This is a genomic window from Pseudomonas bubulae, from assembly GCF_037023725.1.
Taxonomy (GTDB): Bacteria; Pseudomonadota; Gammaproteobacteria; order Pseudomonadales; family Pseudomonadaceae; genus Aquipseudomonas; species Aquipseudomonas bubulae.
The window spans coordinates 2,744,266-2,757,231 of the sequence record NZ_CP146077.1 but is presented as its reverse complement, the minus strand read 5'-3'; the positions used below and the strand labels follow the sequence as shown (position 1 = coordinate 2,757,231).

The 12,966-nt window shown below is 59.8% G+C and carries 11 protein-coding genes; all 11 read right to left on the bottom strand.

Annotated features, from left to right (window positions below):
• Nucleotides 1–6: 6 nt before the first annotated feature.
• The 11 genes from purF to leuB all read right to left on the bottom strand — a co-directional run bounded on the left by purF (nt 7) and on the right by leuB (nt 12,964).
• The gene (purF, locus tag V6L81_RS12770; protein ID WP_095002444.1) at nt 7–1,512 is read right to left on the bottom strand and encodes an amidophosphoribosyltransferase; all 1,506 of its coding nucleotides are present in this window, start codon (nt 1,510–1,512) and stop codon (nt 7–9) included.
• Between the two features lie 41 nt (nt 1,513–1,553).
• A complete protein-coding gene (locus V6L81_RS12765; protein WP_095002443.1) occupies nt 1,554–2,111 on the bottom strand; it encodes a CvpA family protein in 558 nt (185 codons plus the stop codon).
• A 106-nt stretch (nt 2,112–2,217) separates the two neighbouring features.
• Nucleotides 2,218–2,844, bottom strand: coding sequence for an SPOR domain-containing protein (locus tag V6L81_RS12760; protein WP_095002442.1), 627 nt, complete (start codon nt 2,842–2,844; stop codon nt 2,218–2,220).
• Nucleotides 2,828–4,135, bottom strand: a complete 1,308-nt coding sequence (gene folC, locus V6L81_RS12755) for a bifunctional tetrahydrofolate synthase/dihydrofolate synthase (RefSeq protein WP_095024504.1) — start codon at nt 4,133–4,135, stop codon at nt 2,828–2,830. The genes V6L81_RS12760 and folC overlap by 17 nt, the downstream gene beginning before the upstream one ends.
• The gene (gene accD, locus V6L81_RS12750; RefSeq protein ID WP_095002440.1) at nt 4,132–5,052 is read right to left on the bottom strand and encodes an acetyl-CoA carboxylase, carboxyltransferase subunit beta; all 921 of its coding nucleotides are present in this window, start codon (nt 5,050–5,052) and stop codon (nt 4,132–4,134) included. The genes folC and accD overlap by 4 nt, the downstream gene beginning before the upstream one ends.
• A gap of 268 nt (nt 5,053–5,320) precedes the next feature.
• Nucleotides 5,321–5,944: a phosphoribosylanthranilate isomerase gene (locus V6L81_RS12745; RefSeq protein ID WP_095021363.1), complete on the bottom strand. Its 624-nt coding sequence runs from the start codon at nt 5,942–5,944 to the stop codon at nt 5,321–5,323.
• A 56-nt stretch (nt 5,945–6,000) separates the two neighbouring features.
• Nucleotides 6,001–6,825 carry a tRNA pseudouridine(38-40) synthase TruA gene (gene truA / locus V6L81_RS12740; protein ID WP_095002438.1) on the bottom strand — a complete coding sequence of 275 codons (825 nt, stop codon included), beginning with the start codon at nt 6,823–6,825 and terminating at the stop codon, nt 6,001–6,003.
• A gap of 252 nt (nt 6,826–7,077) precedes the next feature.
• Nucleotides 7,078–9,462, bottom strand: coding sequence for a FimV/HubP family polar landmark protein (locus tag V6L81_RS12735; protein ID WP_338659986.1), 2,385 nt, complete (start codon nt 9,460–9,462; stop codon nt 7,078–7,080).
• Nucleotides 9,463–9,523: 61 nt separating this feature from the next.
• The gene (locus V6L81_RS12730) at nt 9,524–10,534 is read right to left on the bottom strand and encodes an aspartate-semialdehyde dehydrogenase (protein WP_338659985.1); all 1,011 of its coding nucleotides are present in this window, start codon (nt 10,532–10,534) and stop codon (nt 9,524–9,526) included.
• A gap of 166 nt (nt 10,535–10,700) precedes the next feature.
• Nucleotides 10,701–11,813 carry an aspartate-semialdehyde dehydrogenase gene (gene asd / locus V6L81_RS12725; protein ID WP_095002435.1) on the bottom strand — a complete coding sequence of 371 codons (1,113 nt, stop codon included), beginning with the start codon at nt 11,811–11,813 and terminating at the stop codon, nt 10,701–10,703.
• Between the two features lie 68 nt (nt 11,814–11,881).
• On the bottom strand, nt 11,882–12,964 hold the full coding sequence (leuB, locus tag V6L81_RS12720) for a 3-isopropylmalate dehydrogenase (RefSeq protein ID WP_095002434.1): 1,083 nt from the start codon (nt 12,962–12,964) through the stop codon (nt 11,882–11,884).
• Between the last annotated feature and the right edge of the window lie 2 nt (nt 12,965–12,966).

The window sequence follows — 12,966 nt, the reverse complement described above, 5'->3', positions numbered from 1 at the left end:
GAACACTTAGTTGTTGTACAAGCCTATCGTCGCACCGACGCCCTGGGCAATCACCTTGGAAGCATCGTTGCGCGCACGCTCGATTCGCTCCAGGTAGTTGTCGTCAATATCGCCGGTGACGTACTTGCCGTCAAACACTGCACAATCGAACGCATCGATCTTGATCTTGCCACCACCGACAGCGTCGATCAGGTCAGGCAGATCCTGATAGATCAGCCAGTCGGCGCCGATCAGCTCAGCCACTTCCTGGGTGCTGCGGTTATGGGCGATCAGTTCGTGAGCGCTTGGCATGTCGATGCCATACACGTTCGGGTAACGAACCGCCGGGGCCGCCGAGCAGAAGTAAACGTTCTTGGCGCCGGCTTCGCGGGCCATCTGAATGATCTGCTTGCAGGTGGTACCGCGCACGATCGAGTCATCCACCAGCATCACGTTCTTGCCGCGGAACTCGAGTTCGATGGCGTTGAGCTTCTGGCGCACGGATTTTTTACGTGCAGCCTGGCCCGGCATGATGAAGGTACGACCGATGTAACGGTTTTTCACGAAGCCTTCGCGGAACTTGACGCCCAGGTGGTTGGCCAGTTCCAGTGCAGCGCAGCGGCTGGTGTCCGGAATCGGGATCACCACGTCGATATCGTGCTCAGGACGCTCACGCAGGATCTTCTCGGCGAGTTTCTCGCCCATGCGCAGACGGGCCTTGTACACCGACACACCGTCGATGATCGAGTCCGGGCGCGCCAGATACACGTGCTCGAAGATGCACGGGGTCAGTTTCGGGTTTACCGCACACTGACGGGTGTGCAGCTTGCCGTCTTCAGTGATGTAAACCGCTTCACCCGGCGCCAGATCGCGGATCAGGGTAAAGCCCAGTACATCCAGGGAAACGCTCTCGGAGGCGATCATGTACTCGACGCCTTCGTCGGTATGACGCTGACCGAAGACAATCGGACGAATGCCGTTCGGGTCGCGGAAACCGACGATGCCATAACCGGTGATCATCGCAACCACGGCGTAACCGCCACGGCAACGGTTGTGCACGTCAGTCACGGCAGCAAACACGTCTTCTTCAGTCGGCTGTAATTTGCCGCGCTGCGCCAGTTCGTGAGCGAAAACGTTAAGCAACACTTCCGAATCGGAGTTGGTGTTGACGTGACGCAAATCAGATTCGTAAATCTCCTTGGCCAGCTGTTCAACGTTGGTCAGGTTGCCGTTATGCGCCAGGGTGATGCCATACGGCGAGTTGACATAAAACGGCTGGGCTTCAGCTGAAGTCGAGCTGCCAGCGGTTGGATAGCGCACGTGGCCAATGCCCACGTTGCCGACCAGGCGCTGCATATGACGCTGATGAAAGACGTCACGAACCAGCCCGTTGTCCTTGCGCAGAAATAACCGGCCATTATGGCTGGTCACAATACCGGCAGCATCCTGGCCGCGGTGCTGGAGGACGGTTAGCGCGTCATACAGCGCCTGATTGACGTTCGACTTACCGACGATACCGACGATGCCACACATGCGACGCAACCCCTACTTAATGGATCTGAACTGAACACCACTCACTTGGGCTGGGTAGCCGGCAAGAGATGCTCCTTGAACGGAATGTCAGCGGGTACGCTGATTCCGCTGGCCAGCCACTGACTGCTCCACCCCAGAATGAGGTTTTTGGACCAGTCGGCAACCAATAGAAATTGTGGCACGAGCCGTGACTCCTGCCACCATGAGTCCTGCTGTACCGGCCCCAGGCTCAACAGCCCGACCGCAGTGACCACCAGCAATGCGCCACGCGCAGCGCCGAAAGCCATGCCGAGAAAACGATCGGTCCCGGACAGGCCGGTGACGCGAATCAGTTCGCCGATAAGAAAATTGATCATTGCGCCTACCAGCAAGGTGGCCACAAACATGATGGTGCACCCTGCGATAACGCGGGCGGAAGGTGTTTCGATGTATCCGGAGAGGTATTGCGACAGCGAACCGCCGAACATCCAGGCAACGACCCCGGCAATGATCCAGGTGCACAGCGACAATGCTTCTTTTACGAAGCCGCGCTTCAAGCTGATCAAAGCGGAGATGGCGATGATTGCAACGATCGCCCAGTCAACCCAGGTAAATGGCACAGTTCAGCCTACGGATAGATGAGGCGGCGCATTTTAGCAGAGCGCCGCCGCTCAGGTAAGGCGATTTATCCGTGCTTGTGCAATCAGATTGAACCTTTTTACGCTGTCAGCCACGTTCAGGCTGGAAGCGCACCACAAAACCCTTGAGGTTTTGCTGCTTGCCAAGCAAATCGCGCAGGCGATCGGCCTCTGCACGCTCCAGCAATGGGCCGACAAAAACCCGGTTCATCCCGCCGGAAGATCGCACATAAGCGTTATAGCCTTGATTGCGAAGGGTTTTTTGCAGGTTATCAGCACTGGCCCGATTGGACAGGCTCACCAGTTGCACCGACCAGCTGATTGGCAAGCCATTGGGATCAACACGCTTTTGCGTGGTGTCCAGCTTGGCCGGTGCCTGGGCAACGGTTTGCGCCGGCGTGACAGCCGGAGGCTTGGGCGCAGCCACTGCAGGCTTTGCCACGACCGGTGCGACCGGGGCTGGTGCCTGCTGCTCGACAACCGGCTGCTCAACCGGAGCCGGTTCCTCAGGGATCACCTGAGGCTCAGGCACGGCAACCGGCTCGACCTTGACCTGCGGCATTACCGGCATTTCAGGGGCGCTCGGTGCATCCACCTCAATCTGACGCAGCTCGTCCTGCCGGGAGAACAGCATCGGCAGAAAAATAACCGCCAGCGCCACCAGCACCAGGGCACCCACCATCCTTTGTTTGTACGCCTTATCCAGCAAAGCCATTTGCAGCCTCCTGCGTGGCACGCCGCTCCAACCACTCGAGCGCTTCGGCAACACAATAAAATGATCCGAACAACAGGATTTCGTCGTCAGTCGTGGCCCGTTCGCACTGCGCCTCAAGCGCTTGCTCCACGCTGGCATAAGCCGAAACAGCCGCCCCAAAACCCTGCAGCGCGGCCTCGACTTCAGCGCCCGGGCGCGTGCGCGGGGTATCCAGCGGCGCAACAGCCCAATGCGCGACCGAGCCCGTCAGTTGTGACACTACGCCATCCAGGTCCTTGTCGGCCAGCAAACCGAACACCGCCAGGCGCTTGCCTGCCACCGGCCGCTGCGCCAGGCGCCGCGCCAAATACTCGGCGGCATGGGGGTTGTGCCCTACATCCAGCAGTATATGCAAGGGCTTGCCCTTCCAACTGAACTGGCGACGATCCAGGCGCCCCGTGATGCGAGTACCTGCCAGAGCCGCGACAATGCGCTCCGGCTGCCAGGGCAGATCGGTCAACGCATAGGCCTGCACGGCCAGCGCCGCGTTTTCCATCGGCAGATCCAGCAGCGGAATATCGCGCAGCTCGATCAATTGCCCCCGGGCATCCTGACCACGCCAATGCCAGACCTGATCGGTACTGACCAGATCAAAGTCACGACCGCGCAGAAACAGCGGGCAACCCAGCTCTGCAGCCTTGTCGAGCAATGTATGCGGCGGGTTCAGATCGCCACACAGGGCCGGCTTGCCGGCACGGAAAATCCCGGCCTTTTCAAAGCCCACGGATTCACGGGTGTTGCCCAGATACTCAATATGATCGACACCGATACTGGTCACCAGCGCCAGGTCGGCATCCACCAGATTGACCGCATCCAGGCGCCCGCCCAGGCCGACTTCCAGCACCACGGCATCCAGCTGGGCACGCTCGAACAACCAGAAGGCTGCCAGCGTACCCATTTCAAAATATGTAAGGGATGTCTCGCCGCGCCCTGCATCCAGGGCCGCAAAGGCCTCGCAAAGCAGCTCGTCCGAGACTTCAACACCCTCAATTTGTACGCGCTCGTTATAGCGCAGCAGGTGGGGCGAACTGTAAACCCCCACCTTGAGCCCTTGCGCCTGCAGCAACGAAGCCACAAACGCACAGGTCGAGCCCTTGCCATTGGTACCCGTCACCGTCACCACCCGAGGCGCAGGCTTTTGCAGCCCCAAGCGGTTCGTTACCTCGCGTGCGCGATCCAGCCCCATATCGATGGCCGATGGATGCAACTGCTCAAGATAGGCGAGCCACTCGCCAAGGGTGCGCTGGGTCATAGGTTCGCAGGTGCCGGCGGAACAACGATGGTTTCAACAGGCGCGGCCACGAACACCGGTGTCGGCAAGCCCATCATTTGCGCCAGCAGGTTGCCCAGGCGCGGACGCAGCTCCTGACGTGCAACGATCAGGTCGATGGCGCCGTGCTCCAGCAGGAACTCGCTGCGCTGGAAACCTTCCGGCAGTTTTTCGCGAACGGTCTGTTCGATAACACGCGGGCCGGCAAAACCGATCAGCGCCTTTGGCTCAGCCACGATCACGTCACCCAGCATCGCCAGGCTGGCCGAAACACCGCCGTATACCGGGTCGGTCAGTACCGAGATAAACGGGATGCCTTCTTCACGCAGACGCGCCAGTACCGCCGAGGTCTTGGCCATTTGCATCAGGGAGATCAGGGCTTCCTGCATCCGCGCACCGCCCGAGGCTGCGAAGCAGATCATCGGGCAGCGGTGTTCAAGGGCGTAATTGGCCGCACGCACGAAGCGCTCGCCAACAATGGCACCCATAGAGCCACCCATGAAGGAGAACTCGAAGGCCGATACCACCACCGGCATGCCCAGCAAGGTACCGCTCATGGAGATCAGGGCGTCTTTTTCGCCGGTCTGCTTTTGCGCGCCGACCAGACGGTCCTTGTACTTCTTGCTGTCACGGAACTTGAGACGGTCAACCGGCTCCAGGTCTGCACCCAGTTCGGCACGGCCGTCGGCGTCCAGGAAGATATCAATGCGGGCGCGGGCGCCGATACGCATGTGGTGATTGCATTTCGGGCAAACGTCCAGGGTCTTTTCCAGCTCCGGACGATAAAGCACAGCGTCGCAGGACGGGCATTTGTGCCACAGGCCTTCAGGTACCGAGCTCTTTTTGACCTCGGAACGCATGATCGAAGGAATCAGCTTGTCTACCAACCAGTTGCTCATGCTTTCTTTCTCCAGTACCGGTGGCCAGAACAGTTCAGTTCAGGCCCCGTGTATGCCCTTGAGCTAAATTAATCAGGTGTGTGGCGATAATTGCCGGAACCGCGGTCCGCACTCGGCAAACCAGCAAAACCCTGCAACCCTCAGCCTTACCGACAGCACGCACCAGAGCGGCCGCCACTTAAATTTCTGCCCGTCTTCTCACCGGGCCCGCCTGCTTCGCAGAGCGGTATTGATGGACGGCGGCAGAGTGCCAGCCGTCACATCCGCATCAGTTTGCCGTGCGCACTGCCCGCATAAAGGCACGAATCCTGTCGTGATCCTTGATGCCCTTGCTCTTTTCAACGCCGCCACTGACATCCACGGCGTAGGGCTGCACCCGGGCGATGGCGTCTGCAACGTTGTCGGGCGTCAGGCCGCCGGCCAGGATAATCGGCTTGTGCAAACCCTGAGGTATCAAAGACCAGTCAAATGCCTGACCAGTTCCACCCGGTACACCTTCAACATAGGCATCGAGCAAAATACCGCTGGCCCCTGCATAGGCCTTGCAGGCACCGGCGATGTCATCACCGGCCTTGACCCGCAACGCCTTGATATAAGGACGGTGATAGCCTTCGCACTGCTCCGGGGTTTCATCGCCATGAAACTGCAGCAGATCCAGCGGCACGGCATCCAGGGTTTCGTTCAGCTCACAGGCGCTGGCATTGACGAACAACCCCACCGAAGTCACGAAAGGCGGCAAGGCGGCAATAATGGCCCGCGCCTGCGCGGCCGTGACTGACCGCGGGCTCTTGGCGTAGAACACGAAGCCTATGGCGTCAGCCCCGGCCTCGACCGCAGCCAGTGCATCTTCTATGCGGGTAATACCGCAGATCTTGCTGCGAACAACGGACATCTCGATAACACCCCGAACGCGAAAGCCCCGGATGGTAACAAATGCTTATCCGGGCGTCAGCCGTCCAGGCCGCTAAAACCGGTCAAGAAATGTGGACCAATGTAACGTTCCGGCAACTGGAACTCGTCGCGGTATTCAACTTGCACCAGATACAGGCCGTAGGGATGGGCCGTCACACCGCCCGAGCGCCGCTCGCGGCTCTCCAGCACTTCCTTGATCCACTCCACCGGCCGCTCGCCCGTGCCGATAGTCATCAGCACCCCGGCGATATTGCGCACCATATGGTGCAGAAAGGCACTGGCACGAATATCCAGCACAATCATGTTGCCGTGACGGGTCACGCGCAGGTGGTGCATTTCCTTGATCGGGGATTTGGCCTGGCACTGTCCGGCGCGAAAGGCACTGAAATCATGCACGCCCAACAGGTGTCGAGCTGCCTCGGCCATACGCTCGACATCCAGCGGGCGGTGGTTCCAGGTGATTTCCTGATTCAGATGGGCAGGCCGGATCTGATCGTTGTAGATCACATAGCGATAGCGCCGGGCGATGGCCTTGAAGCGGGCATGGAAGTGCGCGGGCATGACCTGGGCCCAGGTGACGCTGATGTCATGGGGCAAATTGATATTGGCGCCCATGACCCAGGCTTTCAGGGAGCGCTCGGCCCGGGTGTCAAAATGCACCACCTGCCCGCAGGCATGCACACCGGCATCCGTACGCCCGGCGCACATCAGGGAGACCGGTGAGGCGGCCACTTTGGACAGGGCGTTTTCCAGGGTTTCCTGAACGGTCAGCACACCATTGGCCTGGCGCTGCCAGCCGCTGTAGCGCGAACCTTTGTATTCCACCCCAAGGGCGATTCGGTAAAAACCTTCCGCGGCCATTTCAGCGGCCGGGTTATCTATATTTGCCAAGGACTTGCAGCCTGCTCATAAACGCAAAGGCGGCCATTATAGGGCGCACCCGGCAAGACGCCATGAAACATTTCACCGGAACGTCAGACAAACCAGGCTTCGTAGCAGCTGCCAAAGGACATTTCAACTGTGGGAGCGAGCATGCTCGCGAAGGTCGTTCGCGAGCTGGCTCGCTCCCATAGGGAGGGTTGACCGGCAACAGAGCATCTAAAGGCGTTTCACTCAGTTCAGGCGTGCCATCATTTCCAGGGCTTCGGCCTGCTGCTGTGGATTACCCTCCTCCATGACCTCGGTCAGAATATCCCGCGCACCTTCGTCGTCGCCCATATCGATATAGGCCTGGGCCAGATCGAGTTTGGTGGCCGTTTCATCGGCGCCCGAGAGGAAGTCGAATTCCGGTTCATCATCGGCAAAGGGCTGTTCCAGCGATGATTGCTCAAGGCTTTGCGACAGGCGATGCAACTCGGCATTGACCTTGTCCAGCTCAAGGGCAAAGCTGTCCGCCGCCACAGCGGGTGGAGCGCTTTCTTCAGCCAGGGACAGGTCAAAGTCCGCCGGCAGGTCCAGATCAAAGTCCGACGCCCCTTCGTGAGCCGCCTGAACCTGAGCCTGCTGTTCAAGCACCGCTTCGAAACTGTCTGCCGCCGGCTTGTCGAGCCCTGCAGGTTCTGGCGTCACGACCGCAGGGGAAGCCGCTTCCAGTTCATCAAGGCTCAGATCAAAATCGTGATCGAACGCTTCAACTGCAGGTGCAGCAGGCTCCGGCTGCGGTTCGACCTCGCGATCGTCGCGCATCATGTCCTGGACAAATTGCGCTTGCAGCTGGGTGGCCACCGCTGCGGTTGCAATGCCGGCCGCTGCCGCCACCGCCATGCCCGGATAACGATTTTTGAGCTGCTCGACTTGGGCGTGATTCTTGCCATTGGCTACCAGTTGGCGCTCTTGAGCGATAAAAGCGTCACGATCACCCAGTTCGGCGTAAACCCGCATCAACTCAAGACGCAAATCACTGCGCTGAGGCTCCCGATCGATCGCAGCCTTGAGCAATACAACGGCCTCGCTCAACTGACGCTGCTCAATCAACCGCTCGGCCTGATCCAGCACATCAGCCGCAGGCTTGGCCAGGGTAACCGGCGCGACCAACGGAGCTACTGCCTCCACGACCGGTGCAGGTGCAGGTGCAGGTGCAGGTGCAGGTGCAGGTGCAGGTGCAGGTGCAGGATCGATACTGCGCGACGGCGTTTCAAGCCCCTCAAAACTGCTTTGCGGCAGATCCAGATCGGCTGCAAACCCGGACTCATTTTCAAGATCCCGAGCCATTCGCGCATGTTTTTGCGCTTCTTGCAGCGCCTTGCGCCGACGCACGAGCAACAACAGCAAGAGCAGTAACAAGACCGCCCCGCCGCCGACAAGCCCCAGTAATAGCGGGCTGTTCAGCAGGTCCTGAATGTTTCGCTCATGGCCTTGCGTCGCCCCGGTGTCTTCAGGACTTGGTGCCACTGCAGTGGCCGGCGCACCTTCGATTGCCGGCGCAATATCGGCTTCAGGTGCATCAGCGGCCTGCACGCCGGCCAACGCAACTGCCGGGTCGACAGGCGCACCTTTGCCGGCCTCCAGCCTGGCCAGTTGATCGTTCTTCAATTCAATCAAACGCTGCAGCTTGTCCAACTGGCTTTGCAGGTCTTTCATCCGGTCTTGCAGCTCGGCATTTTCACGACGGCTGCTGTCCAGACCTTCCTGAGTCATCGCCAGCTGGTCAGCCAGTTTTTTCGCATCCCCGGCAGCACCCTTGCCTGCCTGAGCGGAAACCAGACTCAAGGCATCCTGATGCACAGCCTTGGCGGCAGGCGCCGGCACAGGCTTGCGACCGGTTGCATCGAGTTGCTGGGCCAACGGTACGGTGCGACGACCACTGCGCCAGTCGGCATTTTGCGACGCCACTTCGTTGATGGCCCTGGCCTGGGGCAATTGCACACTTTGCGAGGCATCTGGCAGGCGCAGTACCTGGCCGGTTTTAAGCCGGTTGATATTGCCGTTGATAAACGCATCAGGGTTCAGGGCCTGAATTGCCAGCATGGTCTGCTGCACCGAGCCGCCGTTGCGCGCCTTGGCGGCGATCTCCCACAGTGTGTCACGGGACGTGGTGGTGTACTGCCCGGGCGCAGCAGGCGCAGACGTTGCTGCCGCCGACGCGGCCTGCGGCGAGAACCGGGCGGGATCGAGCAACACGCTGTAGTCGCGCATCAAGCGGCCGTTGGGCCACATCACCTGCACCAGGAAGTTCACAAAAGGTTCGGACAGCGGCTGGCTGGAGGTGACGCGCAATACGCTCTTGCCATCGGCGTTGATGATCGGGGTAAAGCGTAAATCATCCAGAAACGCCGGGCGCGGAACTCCGGCCTTGCTGAACTCCTGTTCGGGGGCAAGGCTTGGCACCACTTGCGCAGCAGTCAGGTCCTTGACATCGAGCAGTTCGATTTCTGCCAGCAGCGGCTGGTTCTGCGCCGACTTGAGCGTCAGCTCCCCAAGCTCAAGCGCCTGCGCCATACCGGATGACAGCGCCGAAGCGGCAGCGATTGCCAACACCAATTTGCGAACCTGAACCATAGCCTCTTCCTTATTGGTACAGGCCTCGTCCCACGAGACCTGTATAGCAGCCAAGTATCTTTTACAGTTGGTCTTTTATCAACAACTCAGCCAACTGCACGGCGTTCAATGCGCCACCCTTGCGTACGTTATCTGACGTCAGCCACAGATTAAGTTCAGATGTGTCGTCCACACCGTGACGCACTCGACCGACATACACCACATCCTGACCTACGGCATCGCCAACAGCAGTCGGGTAGTCACCGGCTTCCACCAGCTCGATACCCTCACCTGCCTCGAGGGCGGCATTGACTTCAACCAGATCCACCGGCCCGGCCAGTTGCAGGGACACGCTGAAGCTGTCACCAAAAAATACCGGCACTTGCACACTGCTGGCCGATACCTTCAGCGTAGGCATAGCCAGAACTTCGCGCAGCTCATTGACCAAACGTTTTTCCAGCGGCACATGGCCCTGTGCGTCCGGCGTGCCGACCTGGGCCAGGACGTTGAAGGCCATCTGACGATCAAAGAAGCTGGTTTCCAGCGGATGCAGGTTCAGCAGCGCGGTGGTTTGGCGTGCCAGCTCCGAGACCGCTTCACGGCCTTGAGCGGAAACTGCCATGCAGACCGTCACATTGACCCGCTGAATTTCCAGCACTCTTAGCAAAGGCGCCAGCACCACGGCCAGTGCGGTGGCCGAAGGACTCGGGCTGCTGACTTGCAGTGGTTTTTTCAAGGTTGCCAGCACCTGCGCGTTGGCTTCAGGTACCACCTGCGGCGCCTGTGCAGAAGGCAGCGCGCCGGACAGGTCGACCACCATGCTGCCGGCTGCACTGGCCTTGGCAGCAAAACTCAAGGTCACGGCAGGGCCTGCGGCAAAGAATGCCAGCTGTACGCTGCTGAAATCGAACGTGTCGACATCGCGCACCCTGACGTTTTTACCGCGAAAAGGCACCGAATGCCCGTCAGATTCACTGCTGGCCAGCAAGTGCAACTTGCCAACCGGAAAATCACGCTCTTCGAGCATTTGTACGATGGTTTCGCCGACAGTGCCGGTGGCGCCAACGACGGCGATATCAAAGGACTGGTTCATGTATCTACCTCAGGCGAAACGTGGGGAGCGGCACTGTACCGGGCACAACCCCGACAGGCAACGCGCCCGGCCGATTTGATGGATGATGACAATTCGTAGCAGCTGATCATCCAATAAAAAGCCCGCGCCTCTTGCGAGACGCGGGCTTGAACCTGCCGGTGGCGAATTAACGCTCCAGCAAAATCCGCAGCATGCGGCGCAGCGGTTCTGCCGCGCCCCACAGCAACTGGTCGCCCACGGTAAAGGCACCGAGGAACTGCGAACCCATGTTCAGCTTGCGCAGACGGCCAACCGGTACATTCAGGGTGCCGGTAACCTTGGTCGGGCTCAGTTCCTGGATGCTGGCTTCACGCTGGTTTGGCACCAGCTTGACCCAGGGGTTGTGCTGGCTGATCAAACCTTCGATATCGGCGATAGGCACATCTTTGTTCAGCTTGATGGTCAAGGCCTGGCTGTGGCAACGCATCGCACCGATACGTACGCAGATACCGTCCACCGGAACCGGGTTCTTGAAGCGACCCAGGATCTTGTTGGTTTCTGCCTGCGCTTTCCACTCTTCACGGCTTTGACCGTTCGGCAGCTCTTTGTCGATCCACGGGATCAGGCTGCCGGCCAATGGCACACCGAAGTTTTCGGTCGGGTAGGCATCGCTGCGCATGGCCTCGGCCACACGACGGTCGATATCCAGAATCGCGCTGGCCGGGTCGGCCAGTTGATCGGCGACCGCCGCATGAGTAGTGCCCATCTGCTTGATCAGCTCGCGCATGTTCTGCGCACCGGCGCCCGAGGCCGCCTGGTAGGTCATGGCGCTCATCCACTCTACCAGACCGGCTTCGAACAGACCGCCCAGACCCATCAGCATCAGGCTGACAGTGCAGTTGCCGCCGATATAGTTTTTGGTGCCGGCATCCAGCTGCTGGTCGATGACCTTGCGGTTGACCGGGTCCAGAATAATGACCGCATCATCCTGCATGCGCAGGGTCGACGCTGCATCGATCCAGTAACCTTGCCAGCCCGCCTCACGCAGCTTGGGGAACACCTCGCTGGTGTAGTCGCCGCCCTGGCAGGTCAGGATTACATCGAGGGTTTTCAGCTCTTCAATGTTGTAAGCATCCTTGAGCGGGGCAATATCCTTGCCCACGGACGGACCTTGTCCACCGACATTGGAAGTGGTGAAAAACACCGGTTCGATCAGATCGAAATCCTGCTCTTCCAGCATCCGCTGCATGAGCACGGAACCAACCATACCGCGCCAACCGACCAGACCTACACGTTTCATCGCAACTACACCTTTAACAAAAAGTGGGGTCGTTACTTCCACCAACAGGAAGTAACGGGCCCGAGAGATTACAGATTCTGCAGCGCCGCGACTACTGCATTGCCCATTTCCTGTGTTCCGACCCGGGTGCAACCCGTCGACCAGATATCACCGGTACGCAAACCCTGGTCCAGAACCAGGCTTACGGCCTGCTCGATGGCATCGGCAGCAGCGGTCTGGTTGAAGCTGTAACGCAGCATCATCGACACCGACAAAATGGTCGCCAGCGGGTTGGCAATACCCTGCCCCGCGATGTCCGGCGCCGAACCGTGGCAAGGCTCGTACATGCCCTTGTTGTGGGTGTCCAGGGATGCCGATGGCAGCATGCCGATAGAGCCCGTGAGCATCGAAGCCTGGTCGGACAGGATGTCACCGAACATGTTTTCGGTGACGATCACGTCAAATTGCTTGGGTGCGCGCACCAGTTGCATGGCCGCGTTGTCGACGTACATATGGCTCAGCTCGACGTCCGGGTAGTCCTTGGCCACTTGCTCGACCACTTCACGCCACAGCTGGCTGGACGCCAGCACGTTGGCCTTGTCCACCGAGCAGAGCTTTTTGCCACGCACGCGGGCCATGTCGAAACCGACGCGGGCAATGCGGCGGATTTCGCTTTCGCTGTACGGCAGGGTGTCATAGGCCTGACGCTCGCCGTTTTCCAGCTCGCGGGTGCCACGGGGGGCGCCGAAGTAGATACCACCGGTCAATTCGCGAACGATGAGGATATCCAGTCCGGAAACGATTTCCGGCTTGAGGCTCGATGCATCAGCCAGTTGCGGGTACAGGATTGCCGGGCGCAGGTTGCCGAACAGGCCCAGTTGAGCACGGATTTTCAGCAGGCCGCGCTCGGGGCGAATGTCGCGCTCGATCTTGTCCCATTTCGGGCCACCCACGGCGCCCAGCAAGACAGCGTCGGCCGCACGGGCGCGCTCAAGGGTCTCGTCGGCCAACGGTACGCCATGCTTGTCGATGGCTGCGCCGCCGATCAGGTCGTGGGTCAGCTCCAGGCCCAGGTTGAACTTGTCACTGGCCAGCTCCAGCACCTTGACCGCTTCGGCCATGATTTCCGGACCAATACCGTCGCCAGGGAGAATCAGAATCTGCTTGCTCATGG

Bases quoted from the DNA above. Each gene is read 5' to 3' on its own strand.
- purF (WP_095002444.1), bottom strand. From the start codon at position 1,512: ATGTGTGGCATCGTCGGTATCGTCGGTAAGTCGAACGTCAATCAGGCG.
- V6L81_RS12760 (WP_095002442.1), bottom strand. From the start codon at position 2,844: ATGGCTTTGCTGGATAAGGCGTACAAACAAAGGATGGTGGGTGCCCTG.
- folC (WP_095024504.1), bottom strand. From the start codon at position 4,135: ATGACCCAGCGCACCCTTGGCGAGTGGCTCGCCTATCTTGAGCAGTTG.
- accD (WP_095002440.1), bottom strand. From the start codon at position 5,052: ATGAGCAACTGGTTGGTAGACAAGCTGATTCCTTCGATCATGCGTTCC.
- V6L81_RS12745 (WP_095021363.1), bottom strand. From the start codon at position 5,944: ATGTCCGTTGTTCGCAGCAAGATCTGCGGTATTACCCGCATAGAAGAT.
- truA (WP_095002438.1), bottom strand. From the start codon at position 6,825: ATGGCCGCGGAAGGTTTTTACCGAATCGCCCTTGGGGTGGAATACAAA.
- V6L81_RS12735 (WP_338659986.1), bottom strand. From the start codon at position 9,462: ATGGTTCAGGTTCGCAAATTGGTGTTGGCAATCGCTGCCGCTTCGGCG.
- V6L81_RS12730 (WP_338659985.1), bottom strand. From the start codon at position 10,534: ATGAACCAGTCCTTTGATATCGCCGTCGTTGGCGCCACCGGCACTGTC.
- asd (WP_095002435.1), bottom strand. From the start codon at position 11,813: ATGAAACGTGTAGGTCTGGTCGGTTGGCGCGGTATGGTTGGTTCCGTG.
- leuB (WP_095002434.1), bottom strand. From the start codon at position 12,964: ATGAGCAAGCAGATTCTGATTCTCCCTGGCGACGGTATTGGTCCGGAA.